The following is a 20,627-nucleotide window of genomic DNA, read 5'->3' as shown; positions in this document are numbered from 1 at the left end:
AATTTTTCCGGCAAGACCTTATCTAACAAATCGCTTACAATTTTTCGCCGCGCACATGAGGTGCGGCGGTCCCCTGACGGATAAGGAGTGGGTATGTTCAATTGGGTCAAAACGGCGATGCTGATGGCCGCGATCACGGCCCTGTTCATCGTGATCGGCGGCATGATCGGCGGCTCGCGCGGCATGACGATCGCGCTGCTGTTCGCGCTCGGCATGAATTTCTTCTCGTACTGGTTCTCCGACAAGATGGTGCTGCGCATGTACAACGCGCAGGAAGTCGACGAGAGCACGGCGCCGCAGTTCTACCGGATGGTGCGCGAACTCGCCACGCGCGCGAACCTGCCGATGCCGCGCGTCTACCTGATCAATGAGGACGCGCCGAACGCGTTCGCCACGGGGCGCAATCCCGAGCACGCGGCGGTTGCCGCGACCACGGGCATCCTGCGCGTGCTGTCCGAGCGCGAGATGCGCGGCGTGATGGCGCATGAGCTCGCGCACGTGAAGCATCGCGACATCCTGATCTCGACGATCACCGCGACGATGGCGGGCGCGATTTCGGCGTTGGCCAACTTCGCGATGTTCTTCGGCGGTCGCGACGAAAACGGCCGTCCGGCCAATCCGATCGCGGGGATTGCGGTCGCGCTGCTCGCACCGATCGCAGGCGCGCTGATCCAGATGGCGATCTCGCGCGCGCGCGAGTTCGAGGCCGACCGCGGCGGCGCGCAGATTTCCGGCGATCCGCAGTCGCTGGCCACCGCGCTCGACAAGATCCATCGCTATGCGGCCGGCATTCCGTTCCAGGCGGCCGAAGCGCACCCGGCCACCGCGCAGATGATGATCATGAATCCGCTTCACGGCGGCGGTCTGCAGAATCTGTTCTCCACGCACCCGGCGACCGAAGAACGCATCGCGCGCCTGATGGAAATGGCGCGCACCGGCCGCTTCGACTAAGTCGCCGCGCCCCCGCACATCGCCCCGCATGCCCCGCGCTGCGGGGCGTTTCATTTGCGCGCCCCGTAAAGGGGCCGCATGGCCTCACGCTACAATGCTCGGTTTGGAATCGAGGCGGCCACTGCGGCCGCAGGGTTCCCGCCGCTCGCGGCGCCCGTTTGCCGATTTTGCTCCGATGACACGAACCCGCTCCTCCGCTCAGTCCTCCTCCGGCCGCGCCGCGCGCCTGTCCGCGCTGCATCTCGCGCCCGATTCGCTGAGCTTCGCGCTCGACGCGGCCGCGCAGGCCGTCGGTGCGGTGCGGCGCGGCACCGCGCTGCCGGCGGCGCTCGCCGCGGTATTCGCGCAGATGCCGGCCGGCGCGCAGGCGCTGGCGCGCGGCGCGACGCAAGACGTCGCGTACCGGACGATGCGTCGTCTCGGCAGTGCGGACTGGCTGATCGGCCGGCTCGTCAGCAAGGCGCCGCCCGCGCATGTGCATGCGGTGCTCGCCGGGGCGCTCGCGCTGCTGCTCGATCCGCAGGAGGCAGCGGCATACCCGGCCTTCACGATCGTCGACCAGGCCGTGACCGTGATCGGCGCGCGGCGCGAATTTGCGTTCGCGAAGGGGCTGGTCAACGCCGTGCTGCGGCGTTTCCAGCGTGAGCGCGACACGCTCGTCGCGGCGATGCAGAACGATCCCGTCGCACGCTGGAATTACCGCGCCTGGTGGGTCGATGCGGTGAAGCGTGCATGGCCGGATGCGTGGCAGGCGATTCTTGCGGCCGGCGAACATCAGGGGCCGCTGACGTTGCGCGTGAACGCGCGCCGCGCGACCGTCGACGCGTATCTCGACACGCTGCGCGCGAGCGGAATCGAAGCGACGGCGATCGGCCGCCATGCGGTGCGGCTCGCGTCCGCGCTGCCGGTCGACCGCATTCCGGGCTTCGCCGATGGTGTCGTGTCGGTGCAGGATGCCGGTGCGCAACTCGCGGCCGAATGGCTCGGTGCGCGCGGCGGCATGCGCGTGCTCGACGCGTGTGCGGCACCGGGCGGCAAGACCGGGCATATCCTCGAGCTGGCCGATGCCGAAGTCGTCGCACTCGAAAGCGACGCGACCCGCGCGGAGCGCATCGGCGAGAACCTCGCGCGCCTGTCGCTCGAGGCGGACGTGCGCGTCGGCGATGCGGGGGCGCCGGGCGCGTGGTACGACGGCCGTCCGTTCGACCGCATCCTGGCCGACGTGCCGTGCTCGGCGTCGGGCATCGTGCGTCGTCATCCCGACATTCGCTGGCTGCGCCGCGAAGCCGACATCGACGCGCTCGTTGCGGAGCAGCGCCGCATCCTGACGGCGTTGTGGCCGCTCGTGAAGCCGGGCGGCGAACTGCTCTACGTGACCTGTTCGATCTTTCCGGAGGAAGGCGAGTTGCAGGCTCGCTGGTTTGAAGCGGCCTGTGAAGATGCGGTACGATTGGACGCGCCCGGCCAACTGCTGCCGGGCGGCGCGCACGGCGGGGCGGCCGGCGCACTCGACCAGAACACCGATCACGACGGATTTTTCTACGCGCGGTTTCAGAAACGGTGACAATCAAACACCTTTTTCCACTACGGCTCGCGGCCGTCCTGCTGGTCGCGTTGACGCTGTGCCTGACCGTCGTTCGGTCGGCGCGTGCCGAGTCCATCGCCGTGCAGCGCGCATCGCTGCAGGCCGACGGAAGCGGCTGGAGCCTCGATGCCCGCTTCGATTTCGAGCTGAATCCGAACCTCGAGGATGCCGTCAACAAGGGCATCCCGCTTTACTTCACGACCGACTTCGAACTGAGCCGCGCGCGCTGGTACTGGTTCGACGAGCAGCCGGTGTCGGTATCGCAGACGATGCGCCTGTCGTTCCAGCCGCTCACACGCGAATACCGCGTGTCGACGGGCGGGCTGCAACTCGGCTTCCCGTCGCTGAAGGACGCGCTCGCGGTCGTTCGGCACATCACGTCGTGGCACGTGATCGACCGCAACCAGGTGCGCGCGGGCGAAACCTACACCGCCTCGGTACGCATGCAGCTCGATACGGCGCTGATGCCCAAGCCGTTCCAGGTCGACGCGGTGAACAACCGCGACTGGACGCTCGGGTCCGACTGGAAGCGCTTCACTTTCACGGTGACCGAACGTGCTAAATAAAGTGCGCCGCGCGGCCAGCGGGAAAAGCCTCCTCGTTCGCGTGATCGTGTCGACCGTCGCGCTCACGGCGCTGCTGCTGCTCGTGCTGCTCGCGGCCGCGAGCGCGAACACCGAATTCTTCGACCGCTACTACTCGTGGCTGTACGCGATGAACATCATCGTCGCGCTTGTGTTCCTGCTGGTGGTGCTCGGGCTGATCGGGATGATCGTCGTGCGCCTGCGGAAGGGCAAGTTCGGCACGCGGCTGCTCGCGAAGCTCGCGGTGTTCTTCGCGCTCGTCGGCGTGGTGCCGGGCGGGATCATCTACATCGTGTCGTACCAGTTCGTGTCGCGCAGCATCGAGTCATGGTTCGACGTGAACGTCGAGACCGCGTTGACGGCCGGCCTGAACCTCGGCCGCGGGATGCTCGACGCGTCGCTGTCCGACCTGCAGACGAAGGCGCGGCTGATGTCGGACCAGCTCGCGAGCGTCGATGCGAACACGAACGGCACGACGCTCACGCTGTTGCGCCTGCGCGATCAGTTCGGCGTGCAGGACGCGACGATCGTCGAGCCGAGCCGCGGCGGCTCCGGCGCGGCGCCCGACCTGCACATCGTCGCGCAGGCATCGGGCAATTTCGCCGCGCTGATTCCGGACGACCTGCCGACGCCGCTGATGCTGAGCCAGGCGCGCGAACACGGCGCATACGCGGCGATCGAGGGCGAAGTCGATGGCGATCCGCGCGCGCACGGCGCGAAGGGCGCGCTGCGGCTGCGCGTCGTGCGGCCGATTCCCGATGCGACGACGTCGTTGCTGCAACCGGCGGAGCGATTCCTGCAGCTCACGCAGCCGGTGCCGCCCGCGCTCGCGCACAACGCCGACGCGGTGCAGCGCGCGTATCGCGAATATCAGGAGAAGTCGCTCGGCCGCACCGGGCTGCGCAAGATGTACATCGGCACGCTGACGCTCGCGCTGTTCCTTGCGACCTTCATCGCGATGATGCTCGCGCTCGCGCTCGGCCAGCAGCTCGCGCGGCCGCTGTTCCTGCTCGCGCAGGGCACGAAGGAGATCACGGAAGGCGACTACACGCCGAAGCGCGAGATCAAGTCGCGCGACGAGCTCGGCTTCCTCACGCAGTCGTTCAATGCGATGACGCGCCAGCTGTCCGAGGCGCGACAGGCGGTCGAGAAGAACCGGATCGCGCTCGAGCATTCGAAGACGTATCTCGAGAGCATCCTCGCGAACCTGACGGCCGGCGTGTTCGTGCTCGACCGCCAGTTCCGGCTGACGACGGCCAACCGCGGCGCGGAGCGCATCTTCCGGCAGCCGTTCGGCTCGATGATCGGCACGGCGCTCGACCGGATCGGCGTCGTCGCGGAATTCGGTGCGATGGTGCGCAAGGCGTTCGCCGATCGCGAAGCGGCGTCGGACGGCGGCAGCGGCGATCGCGGACACTGGCAGCAGCAGTTCGCGATCGAGGTGCCGGGCGAAGCCGATCCGCTGACGTTGCTCGTGCGCGGCACGCGCCTCGTGTCGACGGTCGAGGGCGAGGCCGACGATCCGCAAACATCGGGCTACGTCGTCGTGTTCGACGACATCTCCGACGTGATTTCCGCGCAGCGCTCGGTTGCATGGGGCGAGGTCGCGCGGCGGCTCGCGCACGAGATCAAGAATCCGCTGACGCCGATCCAGCTGTCGGCCGAACGGCTGCAGATGAAGCTGTCCGACAAGCTCGCGCCGTCCGATGCGGATGTGCTCAAGCGCGGCGCGACGATGATCGTCAACCAGGTGGCCGCGATGAAGCGGATGGTCGACGACTTCCGCGAATATGCGCGCACGCCGCCGGCGGTGCTCGCGAATCTGCAGTTGAACGACCTGGCGAGCGAAGTGCTCGGGCTATACGGCGTGGGCGAAGGCAAGAGCGCGATCGTCGCAGAGCTCGCGCCGTCGCTGCCGGTGATTCGCGGCGACGCGACGCAATTGCGCCAGGTGATTCACAACCTGCTGCAGAACGCGCAGGATTCGGTCGCGGAAGTCGCGCATCCGCGTGTGTTGATCGAAACCAAGACAGTAGAATATGGCGATCCCGACGCCGAGGGCAAAACGCGCGTCGCGGTACGTCTTACCGTGTCCGATAACGGGCCGGGTTTTCCGGCACGCATCCTGACCCGTGCGTTCGAGCCTTACGTGACGACGAAGGCGAAGGGTACGGGTCTCGGGTTGGCCACGGTCAAGAAAATCGTCGACGAGCACGGCGCGCGAATCGATCTGCGCAATCGCATGCACGGCGAGACCGTCGAGGGTGCGCAGGTGTCGATCCTGTTCCTGCAGATGGCGAGCGATACGCCGGGCGTCGAAACGGGCGCGCAGGGCGGGGCGGCCCCCGCAAAGACAAAAGCAAGTGTGCAGACAAAGGCAGCGTAAATGGCAACCATCCTGGTGGTAGATGATGAAATGGGCATCCGGGAATTGCTCTCGGAGATCCTCAGCGATGAAGGACATGTCGTCGAGGCGGCGGAAAACGCGCAGGCCGCGCGGGAATACCGTCTGAATCAGGCGCCCGATCTCGTGCTGCTCGATATCTGGATGCCCGATACAGACGGCGTCACGCTGCTCAAGGAATGGGCGGCACAGGGCCTGTTGACGATGCCCGTGATCATGATGTCCGGGCACGCGACGATCGACACGGCCGTCGAGGCGACGAAGATCGGCGCACTCGATTTCCTCGAGAAACCGATCGCGCTGCAGAAACTGCTGAAGTCCGTCGAGCACGGGCTCGCGCGCGGCGCGGCACCGGTGTCCGTCAACGCAGCGGCGAAATCCGGTGTCGGGCCAGCAGCGGGGCCGGCGGCAGTCGCATCCGCGGCGGCGCTGCCGACGCTCGGCGACGACATGGCCTCGGCACTCGGCCTCGCGGGCCAGACGGCCGCGATTCCGTTCGACATCCCGTTGCGCGAAGCGCGCGACGCCTTCGAGCGCGCGTACTTCGAATATCACCTCGCGCGCGAGAACGGCAGCATGACGCGCGTCGCGGAAAAGACGGGCCTCGAGCGCACGCACCTGTATCGCAAGCTCAAGCAACTCGGCGTCGAGCTCGGCAAGAAACCGTCCGAAGGCGCCGCGTAAAATATTTCGCGAAAACACTTGCGCAAGTGGAGATGGGTGGATATACTTTCTCTTCTTCGTTGGCCCGGTAGCTCAGTTGGTAGAGCAGCGGATTGAAAATCCGCGTGTCGATGGTTCGATTCCGTCCCAGGCCACCAGCAGTTCCAACCCCAAGAATCGGAAGATTCTTGGGGTTTTTCGTTTGTGGTGGCCTTGCGCGGCATTGGCGGTGCGCCCGGCAGCATTCGCCGGGGCGTGATAAAATCCGTGCCCGCTCAATGACTTAGCGCACCGCTTCATGCGCACGGCAGGGCAGCCCGCAGGCGCCGCCGTGACGCGCGGCAACGATGCCGCGCGATGGGCGGTATAAGCGCGCTGCCGCGTTCGCGGCCGACTGCGCTGCCTATACTGGTCGAGCCGGCGCAGGCCGGCACGCGTCGGGCCGTCCGGCGGCAGCCGGCCCCGGGCGCAGCGCGACGCGAGCCTACACATTCACGGAGTATCACGGTGATTCGGACAGACGCTAAAGACGGCGCGCTCGTGTTGTTTTCCGGCGGGCAGGACTCGGCCACGTGCGTGGCCTGGGCTCTGGAACGCTACCAGACGGTCGAGACGCTCGGCTTCGATTACGGCCAGCGTCATCGCGTCGAACTCGAATGTCGCGAAGGCGTGCGCGACGCGCTGAAGCGTCAGTTTCCCGCGTGGGCGGGCCGTCTCGGCGACGATCACATGATCGACCTGTCGGTGCTCGGCGCGATCAGCGATACCGCGATGACGCGCACGATCGAGATCGAGACCGCGGCGAACGGCTTGCCGAACACGTTCGTGCCGGGCCGCAACCTGCTGTTCATGACGATCGCGGCCGCGATTGCCTATCGCCGCGGCTTGCGCGTGCTGGTCGGCGGGATGTGCGAGACCGACTTCTCGGGCTACCCGGACTGCCGCGACGACACGATGAAGGCGCTGCAGGTCGCGCTGAACCTCGGGATGGACACGCGCATCGTGCTCGAGACGCCGCTGATGTGGCTGGACAAGGCACAGACCTGGCAACTCGCCGAGCAACTCGGCGGCGAGGCGCTCGTCGAGCTGATTCGCGTCGAGACGCACACGTGCTACGTAGGCGAGCGCGCGGAACTGCACGACTGGGGCTTCGGCTGCGGCGAATGCCCGGCCTGCAAGCTGCGCAAGCGCGGCTACGAGGCCTACCTGAAAGGCGAGCGGGTGACCGAAGCGCCGCTGTGAAGCGGTGCGCCGGCAGCGCTGGATGAACAACGGATTCTGATCGACAACGAGCGGCGCGAGCCGGACGAAGCACGATGACTTACGCGGTCAAGGAAATTTTCTACACGTTGCAGGGCGAGGGCGCGAATGCGGGCCGTCCGGCCGTGTTCTGCCGGTTCGCCGGCTGCAATCTGTGGTCGGGCCGCGAAGAGGATCGGGCGGACGCCGTGTGCCGCTTCTGCGATACGGACTTCGTCGGCACCGACGGCGAGAACGGCGGCAAGTTCAAGGACGCCGAAGCGCTGGTGGCGACGATCGCCGCGCTGTGGCCGGACGGCGAAGCGCACCGTTTCGTCGTCTGCACGGGCGGCGAGCCGATGCTGCAGCTCGACCAGCCGCTCGTCGATGCGCTGCACGCGGCAGGCTTCGAGATCGCGATCGAGACCAACGGCTCGCTGCCGGTGCTTGAGACGATCGACTGGATCTGCGTGAGCCCGAAGGCCGACGCGCCGCTCGTCGTCACGAAGGGCAACGAACTGAAGGTCGTGATCCCGCAGGACAACCAGCGGCTTGCCGACTACGCGAAGCTCGATTTCGAGTATTTTCTCGTGCAGCCGATGGACGGCCCGTCGCGCGATCTCAATACGAAGCTCGCGATCGACTGGTGCAAGCGGCATCCGCAGTGGCGGCTGTCGATGCAGACCCACAAATATCTGAACATTCCCTGAGCCACGGCTTTTGACATCGTGCTGATTACCCGAAAACTCGAATTCGACGCGGGCCACCGCATTCCCGATCACCGCAGCCAGTGCCGGAACCTGCACGGCCATCGTTACGTGCTCGAAGTCACGCTGCGCGGCGATCTCGTCGATACCGAGGGGGCACCCGATCGCGGCATGGTGATGGATTTCGCCGACGTGAAGGCGCTCGCGGTCGAGCACCTCGTCAACAAGTGGGATCACGCGTTCCTGGTCTACGCGCGCGACGAAGTCGTGCGCTCGTTCCTCGAGCAGATGGCCGACCACAAGACCGTCGTGCTCGACCGGATCCCGACCGTCGAGAACCTCGCGGCGATCGCGTTCGACATCCTCGCGAACGTGTACGACGCGCACTACGGCGTGAACCTGCGCCTGGAACGCGTGCGCTTGTACGAAACGCCGAACTGCTGGGCCGACGTCGAGCGCCAGCCCGGCCGCTGATCCTGCCTTTTCGGCAGCCTCGCCAAGCGGCGCGGGCTGCCTGCCACGGCGCCGTGCAGCCTTGTGCGGCGCCGCTCCCCGCCAGTTCCCACATTCCGCGTAACGCCGCGCTATGATCGCTGCGTGGCACCGGAAAGTGCTTCCGCGCTCTGCTGCGCGGCCCGCGCTGTCATATCGGCGGCCCACGTCCGACTGACGTTCCAGCGCCTGGTTCGGCGCCGCCGTGCATGGCGGCACCGCGTGTTGCGCCCGCTTCGCTTGTTGCTTGTCCCGTTCGATTGCCGTTCCGTCCCGGAGGCCGTATCGATGAGCACGCTCACCAATTCCCTCAAACAACGTCTGCACGACGGCGACGAGCCGCTGTACGGCCTGTGGCTGTCGCTCGGCTGCGAAACGGTCGCGGAAGCGCTCGCGCACGCCGGCTACGACTGGCTCTGCATCGACATGGAGCACGCGCCGAACGACAGCCGCGACGTCGCATCGCAACTGCGCGCGCTGGCCGCCGCGCACCTGCCGAGCGAGCCGGTCGTGCGCGTGCCGGGGCGCGAGCCATGGCTCGTGAAGCGCGCGCTCGACGCCGGCGCGCGCACGCTGATGTTCCCGTGCATCGAGACGGCCGACGAGGCCGCGCACGCGGTGCGGCTCACCCGCTTCCCGTCGCCGGATTCACCCGACGGGCTGCGCGGCGTGGCCGGCATGGTCCGCGCGGCGGCGTTCGGCATGCGCCGCGATTACCTGCAGACGGCGAACGCGCAGGTCGCCGTGATCGTGCAGATCGAATCGGCGCGCGGCATCGATGAAGTCGACCGGATCGCCGGGACACCGGGCGTCGACTGCCTGTTCGTCGGCCCGGCCGATCTGGCGGCGAGCCTCGGGCATCTCGGCGACAGCCGGCATCCGGACGTCGAAGCCGCGATGGCGCGCGTGCTCGCGGCCGGCAAGCAGGCCGGCGTCGCGGTCGGCATCTTCGCGAGCGATACCGCGAGCGCGCGTCAGTATCGCGAGGCAGGCTACCGGATGATCACGCTGTCGGCCGACGTGAGCTGGCTGCTGCGTGCGACGCGCCAGGCGCTGCAGGAGGTGCGGTCATGAACGGGTGCGAGGGCGCGCGGCATACGAGCCGCGCACGCGCGCGGATCGGCGCGATGCTCGGGCTGTGGGCCGTGTGCGTCGCGGCGGTCGCGCAGAATGCGCCACATGCGAAGCCGGACCCGGCGCGCGAGACGCAATCGGCGGTGGCCGACTACAACGCCGGCGACTATCGCGCGGCGCTGGTGCAGTTCCACGACGCGGCCGAACGCGGCGACCGGCTCGCGCAGTTCAACTACGCGATGATGCTGCTCACCGGCGTCGGCGTGACCGCGAACGTCGACGAAGGGCTGCGCTGGCTGAAACGGGCGGCCGACGCGAACATGTCGCACGCGCAGTACGTGTACGGGCGCATGTTCGACGACGGCGAGTTCGTCGCGCGCAATCCGGCCGAGGCGCACCGCTGGTTCCTGCGTGCGGCGAAGCAGGGGCACGTGCAGGCCGAGCTGTCGCTCGCGAACCAGTTCCTCGATGGGCGCGGTACGCCGCGCGACAACCGCCAGGCGTTCGCGTGGTACAAGCAGGCGGCCGACGCGGGCGAGCCGACCGCGCAGTACGTTACCGCGTCGTTCTACGAGCGCGGCGGCGACGGCGTCACGCAGAACCTGAACATCGCGCGTGCGTATTACGCGGCTGCCGCCGCGCAGGGCGACGAGACGGCCGGGATGAAGTTCAAGGAACTGAGCGCGCGCCTGAAGACCCAGGAGCCGGCATCGGGCACCGGCGCGGATCACGCGAGCCCGCGCGCGACGCCGCAGTGAGCGCGCCGCACACATCGCATTCGATCTACCAACGAAAAACGGCGCCTCGTGCGCTGTTTTTCATTGCCGCGACTGCGCCGCAGGCGGCGGTGTGTCGCACTGCAGGGTCAGCTCTTCATCAACCGCCGCTGTCGCCCGACGCTCATGATCATCCCGATCGCGATGCCGAGCGTCGTGAGCGCGGTGCCGCCGTAGCTCATGAACGGCAACGGCACGCCGACGACGGGCAGCACGCCGCTCACCATCCCGATGTTGACGAACGCATAGACGAAGAACGCGAGCGTGAGCGAGCCCGCGAGCAGCCGGCCGAACAGCGTCGCGCCCTGCGCGGCGATATAGAGCCCGCGCGCGATCAGCGCCATGTACAGCGTCAGCAGCACGAGGCCGCCGACGAGCCCCCATTCTTCGGAGAACACCGCGAAGATGAAGTCGGTGTGCTTCTCCGGAATGAACTCGAGGTGGGCCTGCGTGCCTTTCAGGTAGCCCTTGCCGAGCACGCCGCCCGAGCCGATCGCGATCACGGCCTGGATCGTGTGGAAGCCCTTGCCGAGCGGGTCGGAGGTCGGGTCGAGCAGCGTGCACACGCGATGCTTCTGGTAGTCGTGCATCAGCGGCCACTGCACCTCGGGCTGGCAGATGCGCTCCTCGAACACGGCGATCGAGCCGACCGCGATCACGCCCGCGACGAGCACCGGCACGATCAGCTTGAACGACAGGCCCGCGAGGTAGATCACGAAGAAGCCGGCCGCGAACACGAGCAGGCCCGTGCCGAGGTCGGGCTGCTTGGCGATCAGTCCGACCGGCACCATCAGGATCCCGAACGCGGCGACGAAGTCGTACCAGCGCAGTCCGCCTTCGCGGCGCTGGTAATACCACGCGAGCATCAGCGGTGTCGCGATCTTGAGGATTTCCGACGGCTGGATCACGACGCCGACGTTCAGCCAGCGTTTCGCGCCCTTCTTGGTCATTCCGAACAACGCGACCGCGACCAGTAGCGCGACCCCGAACGAATACAGCGGGACCGCGAAGCGCATCAGCGTCGTCGGTGGAATATTGGCGATCACCCACATCAGCACGAACGTCAGCAGGATGTTGCGCAACTGGTCCTCGACGCGGCCCGGCATGTCGATCGACGCGCTGTACAGCGTGACGATGCCGACGCACAGCAGCAGGAACACGATGAGGGCGAGCGGGCGGTCGAAGCCCGCGAACATCTGCTTGATCTTGTCGAGCCAGGCGCGCTTGTCGAATTGCATGCCTTTCTCCGTTAATGAGCGGTGCCGGCATTCGCCGCTTTCGCGGCGGCGAGGGCACGAGAGTTGTCGTCGCGCGGCGCGGTGGCGAGCGGTTGCGCATCGCTGGCGGGCCGGCGCGGCCGGTGCGGGCGCCGGATCGGCGGCAGGCTCGCGGGCATCGGCGCCGCCGCGCTCGCGACGGCCGGCTGCGCCGCGCTTGCCCCGGCTGCACCCGGCGCACCTGACGCCTCGGGCGCCGACGCGGCCGATGCCGCATCCGCCGCGCTGGCCGCGGCCGGCACGACGGGCTGCGGCAGTGCCTTGAAGCCGGCCGCGACCGACACGGTCTTCGATGCATCGCCGATCACCGGTGCGTTGATCGGCTCGGTCGCCGACGCGGCGGCGGCAACGGCGGCCGCCTCGTTCTCCGGTTTCTGGCGGTCGACGAGGTAGAAGTCGAGCACGCGGCGCGCGATCGGCCCCGCGGCCTGCGCGCCCCAGCCGCCGTTCTCGACGATCAGCGCAAGCGCGATCTGCGGATGGTCGACCGGCGCGTACGCGATGAACAGCGCGTGGTCGCGCAGGTGCTCGGCCAGCAGGTGCCCCTTGTAGTTCGAGCCCTGCAGCGAGAACACCTGCGCGGTGCCGGTCTTGCCGGCCGCGAGGTACGGTGCGCCGCGGAACACCTTGTACGCGGTGCCGGACGGGTTCTCGATCACGTTCTCCATCCCGCGCTTCACGACGTCGATATCGGCCTGCTTGAGCGGAATCGTTTCGCTTTCCTTCGGCACGGTCAGGTGGCGTCCGCGCGTGATCGGATCCTCGATTTCCTTCACGAGGTGGGGCTTCATCACGACGCCGTTGTTCGCGAGCGTCGCGGTGGCGTGCGCGAGCTGCAGGATCGTGAACGAGTTGTAGCCCTGGCCGATCCCGAGGCTGATCGTCTCGCCGTCGAACCACTTCTGCTGCGCGGCCTTCTTGAACGCCTTCTTCTTCCAGTCGGTCGACGGCAGGATGCCGCGCGCCTCGCCCTGGATGTCGATGCCGGTGATCTGGCCGAAACCGAACGGCTTCATGAAGTTCGCGATCGCGTTCACGCCCAGGTCGCGCGCGAGCATGTAGAAGTAGGTGTCGTTCGACACCATGATCGCCTTGTTCATGTCGACCCAGCCCTGGCCCGAGCGCACGTCGTTGCGGAACGTGTGGCCGCCGAACGTGAAGTAGCCCGGATCCTGGAAGCCCCAGCCCGGCGAGCGCTTGCCGAGCGTGAGGCCCGCCAGCGCCATGAACGGCTTGTACGTCGAGCCGGGCGGGTAAGTGCCGTGCAGCGGGCGGTTGAGCAGCGGCTTGTCGGGCGAGTTGTTCAGCTCGTCCCAGGTCTGCTGGTCGATGCCGTCGACGAACGAGTTCGGGTCGAAGCTCGGCGACGACACGAACGCGAGCACGTCGCCCGTCTTCGGCTCGATCGCGACGAGCGCGCCGCGCTTGCCGGCGAACGCCTGCTCGGCGACCTGCTGCAGCCCGATGTCGAGCGACAGCACGAGATTGTTGCCGGGCGTCGCCTGCGTGCGCGACAGCGTGCGCACCGGGCGCCCGCCCGCCGTCACCTCGACTTCCTCGAAGCCCGTGAGGCCATGCAGCTCGGACTCGTAGCTCTGCTCGACGCCGATCTTGCCGATGTAGTCGGTGCCCTTGTAGTTGTTCGCGTCGCGACGCGGATCGTAGTGTTCCGGATCGCTGTCGTTGTCGTCGCTCATCGCGTCGATGCGATCCTGGTCGCGCTTCGAGATGCGGCCGATGTAGCCGATCACGTGCGCGGCCGTCGTGCCGAGCGGGTATTGGCGGAACAGGCGCGCGCGCACGTCGACGCCGGGGAAGCGGAAGCGCTGCGCGGTGAAGCGCGCGACTTCCGCGTCGGTGAGGCGCGTGCGGATCGGCAGACTCTCGAAGTTCTTCGAGTCTTCCTGCAGCTTCTTGAAGCGGCGGCGGTCGCGCGCATCGATCGGGATGATCTCGGAGAGCTTGTCGATCGTGTTGTCGAGCGTGTCGTCGAGCTTCGACGGCGTGATCTCGAGCGTGTACGCCGAATAGTTCTTCGCGAGGACCACGCCGTTGCGGTCGGTGATGATCCCGCGGTTCGGCACGATCGGCGCGACCGAGATGCGGTTTTCCTCGGCCTGCAGCGCGTATTTGCCGTGCTGCATCAGCTGCAGGTAGAAGAAGCGGCTCGCGAGCAGCCCGAAGCAGACGAACACGAACACGCCCGCCGCCGCGACGCGCAGGCGGAACTTCGAGAGCTGCTGTTGGGTGTCGTTGAATTCGGTCATGCGGTTACGATCGATCTGGCCCGGGCGCGGCGAACGCGCGCGGGCGAGGAGCCGCCCCGGAGCGCGGCGCGCGGGCGTGGGGGCGGCGGGTATTCAAGGTCGGTCCGGCTCAGATGGGGCGCGTATCGTCCGGGTCGACCGGGCGGCGTTGCGGCATCAGCAGCAGGTGGCTCGCGATCGGCCACAGCGCCGCCTCGACGAAGCCGTCCACCAGATAGCGCCAGCCGGGAAACGCGGCGCCCATCATCAGGCGGATCACGAACGGCACCAGTTGCGCGCCGACGAGCAGCGGCGTGACGTACAGCACCTGCACGCCGATCGGCATCCACAGCACGCGCCGGTGGATCGTGATCGCGCCGTACGAAAGCAGCGTATAGGCAAGCGCGTGCTCGCCGAGCAGCCCTGCGTCATGCACGTCCATCAGGATGCCGAGCGCGAAGGCGACGCCCATCCCGACCTTGCGCGGCTGGTGGATGTTCCAGAACAGCAGCACGAGCGCGACGAAGTCCGGCACGCCGGGCAGGCGGCCCCACGGCATCAGGTTCAGCAGGAAAGCGGCGGCGAGGCTGAAGACGATGAAGTACGGGTTGACCGGCTGCAGGATGTATTGCGGGCGGTTCATCGCTGGGCTCCTGGTTGCCCGGCCGCGGGCTTCGCGGGCGCGGCGGCGGGCTTGGCCGGAGCGGCGGGGGCCGACGGCGCGGGTTTCGCGCCGGGCGCGGCCGCGGCGGGCGCCTTCGCGTCCGCCTTTTCGGTCTTGTCGGCCTTTTCGCTCTTGTCGCTCTTTGCAGCGGCCTTGGCGCCTTTCTTGCCCTTCGCGTTCTTCTCGGCGGCCGGATCCGGCTCGGCCGGGCGCGGCGGGGCGTCGTTCTGATAATGCAGCACGAGCATCTGGCGCGCACCGCGCACCGCGGCGACCGGCGCGCAGGTGACGCGCGCGAACGCGGTATCGGCGAGCTTGTCGACGCGCACGACCTTCGCGACCGGCAGGCCCGGCGGGTACACGCCGTCGAGGCCGCTCGTGACGAGTTCGTCGCCGGCGACGAGATCCGAGCTCGTCGGCACGAAGCGCAGGTCGAGCGAATCGCCCTTCGGCGTGCCGTAGATCACGCTGCGCAGGCCGGTGCGCAGCACCTGCACCGGAATCGCGAGATCGCGGTCGGTGATCAGCGTGACTTCGGCCTGCAGCGGGAACACGCGCGTGATCTGGCCGACCACGCCGTCCTCGCTGACGACCGGTGCGCCGTTCTGGATGCCCTGCTGCGAACCTTGCCCGATCACGATCTTCTGCGTGAACGGGTCGCTCGTGTCGTACTGGATCTCGACGGGCGTCGATTGCGTCGCGATGTGCTGGCGCAGCTCGAGCACCGCGCGCAGGTGCATGTTTTCCTGCGTGAGCACCGCGGCCTGGTTGGCCTGCGTGGACAGCTGCAGGTTGCGCTTGCGCAGCGCGTCGTTCTCGTGGCGCAGCGAAGCGCCCGTGACGGCGATGTCGGCCGCGCCCATGAACAGGTCGCGCGGCACGAGCGCCGCGCGCTGCAGCGGATACAGCACGGTGCCGAGCACGCCGCGGACGATTTCGAGCGTGCTGAAGCGCGCGTCCGATACGAGCAGCGCGATGGCGAGGGCGACGAAGAAGATGAGCCGCGCGAGCGCGGGCGGACCTTGCTTGAAGAGGGGCGGCGGACTGTATTCCATGGTCGGCGCCGGGCGCGTGGGATCGGTTAAATAATGCTCAGACGCGCAAACGGCGTGGCGGTTCGTTCTGAACGAGCGATCCGGCCACGCCGCGGGTGCGTCATATCAAACGGGACTGCTTAGGCGATCACTCGTACGAGAAGATGCTGCCGAGCTTGTCCATGCGCTCGAGCGCCATGCCCGAACCGCGGACGACGCAGGTGAGCGGGTCTTCGGCGACGAGCACCGGCAGGCCGGTTTCTTCCGCCAGCAGGCGATCGAGGTCGCGCAGCAGCGCACCGCCGCCCGTCAGCATCATCCCGCGCTCGGCGATGTCGGCGCCGAGTTCCGGCGGCGTCTGCTCGAGCGCGATCTTCACCGACGACACGATCTGGTTCAGCGGATCGGTCAGCGCTTCGAGGATTTCGTTGCTGGAGATCGTGAAGCTGCGCGGAATGCCTTCCGACAGGTTGCGGCCCTTCACTTCCATTTCCTTGACTTCGGAGCCCGGGAACGCGGAGCCGATTTCCTTCTTGATCGCCTCGGCGGTCTGCTCGCCGATCAGCATCCCGTAGTTGCGGCGGATGTAGTTGACGATCGCCTCGTCGAACTTGTCGCCGCCGACGCGCACCGAGCCCTTGTAGACGATGCCGCCGAGCGAGATCACGCCGACTTCCGTCGTGCCGCCGCCGATGTCGACGACCATCGAGCCCGTGGCTTCCGACACCGGCAGGCCGGCGCCGATCGCGGCCGCCATCGGCTCCTCGATCAGGTAGACCTGCGAGGCGCCGGCGCCGTGCGCCGCTTCCTTGATCGCGCGGCGCTCGACCTGGGTCGAGCCGCACGGCACGCAGATGATGATGCGCGGCGACGGCGAGAACATGCGCGACTCGTGCGCCGTCTTGATGAACTGCTTGATCATCTGCTCGGTGACGGTGAAGTCGGCGATCACGCCGTCCTTCATCGGGCGGATCGCCTCGATGTTGCCCGGCACCTTGCCGAGCATCTGCTTGGCTTCCTTGCCGACCGCCTGGATCGTCTTCTTGCCGTTGGGGCCGCCTTCCTGGCGAATCGACACGACGGACGGCTCATCGAGCACGATGCCCTTGCCGCGCATGTAGATCAGGGTGTTTGCGGTGCCGAGGTCGATCGCCAGATCGTTGGAGAAGTAGCTGCGCAAAAAACCGAACATTCAGAATCCTGTTTCGCTCTGGGCCGGCCCTGCATAGCGAACGCTGAGGGCGGCAGCGGAAAAAATAACAGCCTCGGGAAGCGTGGCGGAAGCGGCCGCCGCGGCGCACGAAGCTGCGAGTGATGTCTACCGGGGATCGCACGAAGCACGCACGGCTTGCCGAAGCGGGCGAAACGGTGCGGGAAAAGGCTGCCGGGTTTGGGTCGAACGCGTAATGATACCTTATAATTTCGCGGTATTTGAATCGAAACGGGCGGTATTTTTGCCGCTTCGGCCCCGATTTTTGAGGGTGGGATCGCACCCTCCAACCCCCCGCCGCAGCGCTGCTTTCGATGCGCTGCGCAGCCTTGTTTTTCCGGTGATCGCATGGCCCTGACCCTGACCGATGTGAAACGCATCGCGCACCTGGCGCGACTCGAAATGGCCGACGCCGACGCCGAGCATACGCTCGGCCAGCTCAATGAATTCTTCGGCCTCGTCGAGCAGATGCAGGCGGTCGACACCGCCGGCATCGCGCCGCTCGCCCACCCGATCGAACAGATCCAGGAAGTCGCGCAGCGCCTGCGCGACGACGCCGTGACGGAAGTCGTCAATCGCGACGACAACCAGCGTCCGGCGCCGGCCGTCCAGGACGGCCTCTATCTCGTGCCGAAGGTGATCGAGTAAGCATTCGATGACAAGCGCGCCGCCTTCGCGCCGCGCGCCACCCAGAATTCCCAGGAAAACACTCAATGCACGCAAAAAGCCTGACCGAACTGCGCGCCGCGCTCGCCGCCAAGGAATGCTCGGCCGTCGAGCTCGCGCAGCTCTACCTGAAACGGATCGACGCGGCCCGCGACCTGAACGCGTTCGTCCACGTCGACGCCGACCTCACCCTCGCGCAGGCGAAGGCCGCCGACGCCGAGCTCGCGCGCGGCGCGGGCGGCGCGCTGACCGGCCTGCCGATCGCGCACAAGGACGTGTTCGTCACGCGCGGCTGGCGCTCGACCGCCGGCTCGAAGATGCTCGCGAACTACGAGAGCCCGTTCGATGCGACCGTCGTGGCCCGCCTGCAGGCGGCCGGCATGGTCACGCTCGGCAAGACCAACATGGACGAGTTCGCGATGGGCTCGTCCAACGAGAATTCGGCGTTCGGCGCCGTGAAGAACCCGTGGGACACGAACGCCGTGCCGGGCGGCAGCTCGGGCGGCAGCTCGGCGGCGGTCGCCGCGCGCCTCGCGCCGGCCGCGACCGGCACCGACACCGGCGGCTCGATCCGCCAGCCCGCGTCGTTCGCGGGCGTGACGGGCATCAAGCCGACCTACGGCCGCGTGTCGCGCTACGGGATGATCGCGTTCGCGTCGTCGCTCGACCAGGGCGGCCCGATGGCGCAGAGCGCGTCCGACTGCGCGCTGCTGCTCAACGCGATGGCCGGCTTCGACGAGCGCGATTCCACGAGCCTCGAGCGCGACGACGAAGACTTCACGCGCCACCTCGGCCAGCCGTGGGCGCCGGGCAACGATGCGGGCAAGCCGCTCGCGGGCCTGCGCATCGGCCTGCCGAACGAATACTTCGGCGACGGCCTTGCCGACGACGTGCGCGCGTCGATCGACGCGGCGCTCAAGCAGTACGAGGCGCTCGGCGCGACGCTCGTGCCCGTGTCGCTGCCGAAGACGGAACTGTCGATCCCCGTGTATTACGTGATCGCGCCGGCCGAGGCGTCGTCGAACCTGTCGCGTTTCGACGGCGTGCGCTTCGGCCACCGCGCCGCGCAGTACGGCGACCTGCTCGACATGTACAAGAAGTCGCGCGCCGAAGGCTTCGGTCCCGAGGTGAAGCGCCGGATTCTCGTCGGCACCTACGTGCTGTCGCACGGTTACTACGATGCGTACTACCTGCAGGCGCAGAAGATCCGCCGCATCATCGCGAACGATTTCCAGGAAGCGTTCAAGTCCTGCGACGTGATCATGGGCCCGGCGTCGCCGACGGTCGCATGGGACCTCGGCGCGAAGGGCGACGATCCGGTACAGATGTATCTCGCGGACATCTACACGCTGTCGGTGAGCCTCGCGGGCCTGCCCGGCATGAGCGTGCCGTGCGGCTTCGGCGCCGGCGCGAACGCGAAGCGCCCGGTCGGTCTGCAGATCATCGGCAACTATTTCAACGAAGCCCGGATGCTGCAGGTCGCCGACGCGTTCCAGCGCGCGACCGACTGGCACAAGCAAGTTCCGGCGGGGGTGTAAGCATATGACTCAATGGGAAGTCGTCATCGGTCTCGAGACGCACGCGCAACTGTCGACCGTCTCGAAGATTTTCTCCGGCGCGTCGACGCAGTTCGGCGCCGAGCCGAACACGCAGGCCTGCCCGGTCGACCTGGCGCTGCCGGGCGTGCTGCCGGTGCTCAACCGCGGCGCGGTCGAGCGCGCGATCCGCTTCGGCCTCGCGATCGGCTCGACCATCGCGCCGCGCAGCATCTTCGCGCGCAAGAATTATTTCTACCCCGATCTGCCGAAGGGTTATCAGATCAGCCAGTACGAGATCCCGGTCGTGCAGGGCGGCCAGATCACGATCCAGGTGCCTGCCAACGAAAAGGCCGGCAAGCAGGCGTACGAGAAGACCATCAACCTGACCCGCGCGCACCTCGAGGAAGATGCAGGCAAGTCGCTGCATGAAGACTTCGCCGGGATGACGGGCATCGACCTGAACCGTGCGGGCACGCCGCTGCTCGAGATCGTCACCGAGCCGGAAATGCGCAGCGCGGCCGAGGCCGTTGCCTACGCGAAGGCGCTGCATGCGCTCGTCGTGTGGCTCGGCATCTGCGACGGCAACATGCAGGAAGGCTCGTTCCGCTGCGACGCGAACGTGTCGGTGCGCCCGGTCGGCCAGGAAAAGTTCGGCACGCGCGCGGAGATCAAGAACCTGAACTCGTTCCGGTTCCTCGAGGAAGCGATCAACTACGAAGTGCGCCGCCAGATCGAGCTGATCGAGGACGGCGGCGAAGTCGTGCAGGAAACGCGCCTCTACGATCCGGACAAGCGCGAGACGCGCTCAATGCGCAGCAAGGAAGACGCGCACGACTACCGCTACTTTCCCGACCCCGACCTGATGCCGCTCGTGATCGGCCGCGACTGGGTCGAGCGCGTGCAGGCCGGGATGCCCGAGCTGCCGGCCGCGATGCAGCAGCGTTTCGTCGAGCAGTACGGCGTGTCCGCGTACGACGCGGGCGTGCTGACGTCGAGCAAGGCGATGGCCGCGTACTTCGAGGCCGTGGTCGCGAAGGCCGGCGCGGCGAACGCGAAGATCGCCGCGAACTGGCTGATGGGCGACGTGTCGTCGCAGCTGAATCGCGACGGCATCGAGATCGACGCGATTCCGGTCTCGGCCGCGCAGCTCGCGCTGCTGCTGCAGCGCATCGCCGACGGCACGATCTCGAACAAGATCGCGAAGGAAATCTTCGCGACGATCTGGGACGAGAAGGCGACCGACGAAGCGGCGGCCGACCGCATCATCGACGCGAAGGGCCTGAAGCAGATCTCCGACACCGGCGCGCTGGAAGCGATCATCGACGAGGTGCTCGCGGCGAACGCGAAGTCGGTCGAGGAATTCCGCGCGGGCAAGGAAAAGGCGTTCAACGCGCTGATCGGCCAGGCGATGAAGGCGACCAAGGGCAAGGCCAATCCGCAGCAGGTCAACGAGCTGCTGAAGAAGAAGCTCGGCTGAGCATGGCCGCGCGCCTGAACCGCGCCTGACGACGGGCCGC

General features: G+C 67.5%; 18 protein-coding genes and 1 tRNA gene. 14 read left to right on the top strand and 5 right to left on the bottom strand.

Going from position 1 to position 20,627, the window contains the following annotated elements; translation table 11 throughout:
• Positions 1–93: 93 nt before the first annotated feature.
• From htpX to WS51_RS25945, 11 genes are all read left to right on the top strand, one after another.
• Positions 94–951: a zinc metalloprotease HtpX gene (gene htpX / locus WS51_RS25995; protein WP_034208696.1), complete on the top strand. Its 858-nt coding sequence runs from the start codon at positions 94–96 to the stop codon at positions 949–951.
• A 175-nt stretch (positions 952–1,126) separates the two neighbouring features.
• Positions 1,127–2,515: a 16S rRNA (cytosine(967)-C(5))-methyltransferase RsmB gene (gene rsmB / locus WS51_RS25990; protein ID WP_069229945.1), complete on the top strand. Its 1,389-nt coding sequence runs from the start codon at positions 1,127–1,129 to the stop codon at positions 2,513–2,515.
• Positions 2,512–3,102, top strand: coding sequence for a DUF4390 domain-containing protein (locus WS51_RS25985; RefSeq protein ID WP_059448520.1), 591 nt, complete (start codon positions 2,512–2,514; stop codon positions 3,100–3,102). Before rsmB ends, WS51_RS25985 begins: the two co-directional genes overlap by 4 nt.
• On the top strand, positions 3,092–5,506 hold the full coding sequence (esaS, locus tag WS51_RS25980) for a sensor histidine kinase EsaS (protein ID WP_059448416.1): 2,415 nt from the start codon (positions 3,092–3,094) through the stop codon (positions 5,504–5,506). Before WS51_RS25985 ends, esaS begins: the two co-directional genes overlap by 11 nt.
• A complete protein-coding gene (gene esaR / locus WS51_RS25975) occupies positions 5,507–6,208 on the top strand; it encodes a response regulator transcription factor EsaR (protein WP_059448417.1) in 702 nt (233 codons plus the stop codon).
• A gap of 61 nt (positions 6,209–6,269) precedes the next feature.
• Positions 6,270–6,345: transfer RNA gene (locus WS51_RS25970), tRNA-Phe, on the top strand.
• Positions 6,346–6,694: 349 nt separating this feature from the next.
• Positions 6,695–7,429 (top strand): 7-cyano-7-deazaguanine synthase QueC, encoded by a 735-nt coding sequence (gene queC / locus WS51_RS25965; RefSeq protein ID WP_059504443.1) that lies wholly within the window; start codon positions 6,695–6,697, stop codon positions 7,427–7,429.
• A gap of 74 nt (positions 7,430–7,503) precedes the next feature.
• Entirely contained in the window at positions 7,504–8,136 is a 633-nt protein-coding gene (gene queE / locus WS51_RS25960) for a 7-carboxy-7-deazaguanine synthase (protein WP_059448419.1), read from the top strand.
• A gap of 18 nt (positions 8,137–8,154) precedes the next feature.
• Entirely contained in the window at positions 8,155–8,607 is a 453-nt protein-coding gene (gene queD, locus WS51_RS25955; RefSeq protein ID WP_044847357.1) for a 6-carboxytetrahydropterin synthase QueD, read from the top strand.
• Between the two features lie 306 nt (positions 8,608–8,913).
• Positions 8,914–9,699: an HpcH/HpaI aldolase family protein gene (locus WS51_RS25950; RefSeq protein WP_069229944.1), complete on the top strand. Its 786-nt coding sequence runs from the start codon at positions 8,914–8,916 to the stop codon at positions 9,697–9,699.
• Positions 9,696–10,457 (top strand): tetratricopeptide repeat protein, encoded by a 762-nt coding sequence (locus WS51_RS25945; RefSeq protein WP_059504447.1) that lies wholly within the window; start codon positions 9,696–9,698, stop codon positions 10,455–10,457. The genes WS51_RS25950 and WS51_RS25945 overlap by 4 nt, the downstream gene beginning before the upstream one ends.
• Positions 10,458–10,564: 107 nt before the next feature.
• On the opposite strand, the gene rodA is transcribed toward WS51_RS25945, so the two are convergent.
• From rodA to WS51_RS25920, 5 genes are all read right to left on the bottom strand, one after another.
• Positions 10,565–11,713 (bottom strand): rod shape-determining protein RodA, encoded by a 1,149-nt coding sequence (rodA, locus tag WS51_RS25940; RefSeq protein WP_059448422.1) that lies wholly within the window; start codon positions 11,711–11,713, stop codon positions 10,565–10,567.
• Between the two features lie 11 nt (positions 11,714–11,724).
• Positions 11,725–14,019, bottom strand: a complete 2,295-nt coding sequence (mrdA, locus tag WS51_RS25935; RefSeq protein ID WP_060256971.1) for a penicillin-binding protein 2 — start codon at positions 14,017–14,019, stop codon at positions 11,725–11,727.
• 109 nt (positions 14,020–14,128) lie between these two features.
• A complete protein-coding gene (gene mreD, locus WS51_RS25930; protein ID WP_011886346.1) occupies positions 14,129–14,641 on the bottom strand; it encodes a rod shape-determining protein MreD in 513 nt (170 codons plus the stop codon).
• Positions 14,638–15,717 carry a rod shape-determining protein MreC gene (mreC, locus tag WS51_RS25925; protein WP_059771755.1) on the bottom strand — a complete coding sequence of 360 codons (1,080 nt, stop codon included), beginning with the start codon at positions 15,715–15,717 and terminating at the stop codon, positions 14,638–14,640. Before mreC ends, mreD begins: the two co-directional genes overlap by 4 nt.
• Positions 15,718–15,844: 127 nt before the next feature.
• Positions 15,845–16,888, bottom strand: coding sequence for a rod shape-determining protein (locus tag WS51_RS25920; RefSeq protein ID WP_004189550.1), 1,044 nt, complete (start codon positions 16,886–16,888; stop codon positions 15,845–15,847).
• Positions 16,889–17,254: 366 nt separating this feature from the next.
• Here WS51_RS25920 and gatC point away from each other — a divergent pair, with 366 nt between their 5' ends.
• From gatC to gatB, 3 genes are all read left to right on the top strand, one after another.
• Entirely contained in the window at positions 17,255–17,554 is a 300-nt protein-coding gene (gatC, locus tag WS51_RS25915) for an Asp-tRNA(Asn)/Glu-tRNA(Gln) amidotransferase subunit GatC (protein ID WP_006407213.1), read from the top strand.
• A 65-nt stretch (positions 17,555–17,619) separates the two neighbouring features.
• A complete protein-coding gene (gene gatA / locus WS51_RS25910; protein WP_059448425.1) occupies positions 17,620–19,110 on the top strand; it encodes an Asp-tRNA(Asn)/Glu-tRNA(Gln) amidotransferase subunit GatA in 1,491 nt (496 codons plus the stop codon).
• 4 nt (positions 19,111–19,114) lie between these two features.
• Entirely contained in the window at positions 19,115–20,587 is a 1,473-nt protein-coding gene (gene gatB / locus WS51_RS25905; RefSeq protein WP_059448426.1) for an Asp-tRNA(Asn)/Glu-tRNA(Gln) amidotransferase subunit GatB, read from the top strand.
• Positions 20,588–20,627 lie beyond the last annotated feature (40 nt).

It is taken from the genome of Burkholderia territorii (genome assembly GCF_001718335.1).
In the GTDB taxonomy this organism is placed as follows: domain Bacteria; phylum Pseudomonadota; class Gammaproteobacteria; order Burkholderiales; family Burkholderiaceae; genus Burkholderia; species Burkholderia territorii.
Note: the sequence above shows the minus strand (reverse complement) of the source record. Positions and strands in the feature narration are given on the sequence as shown.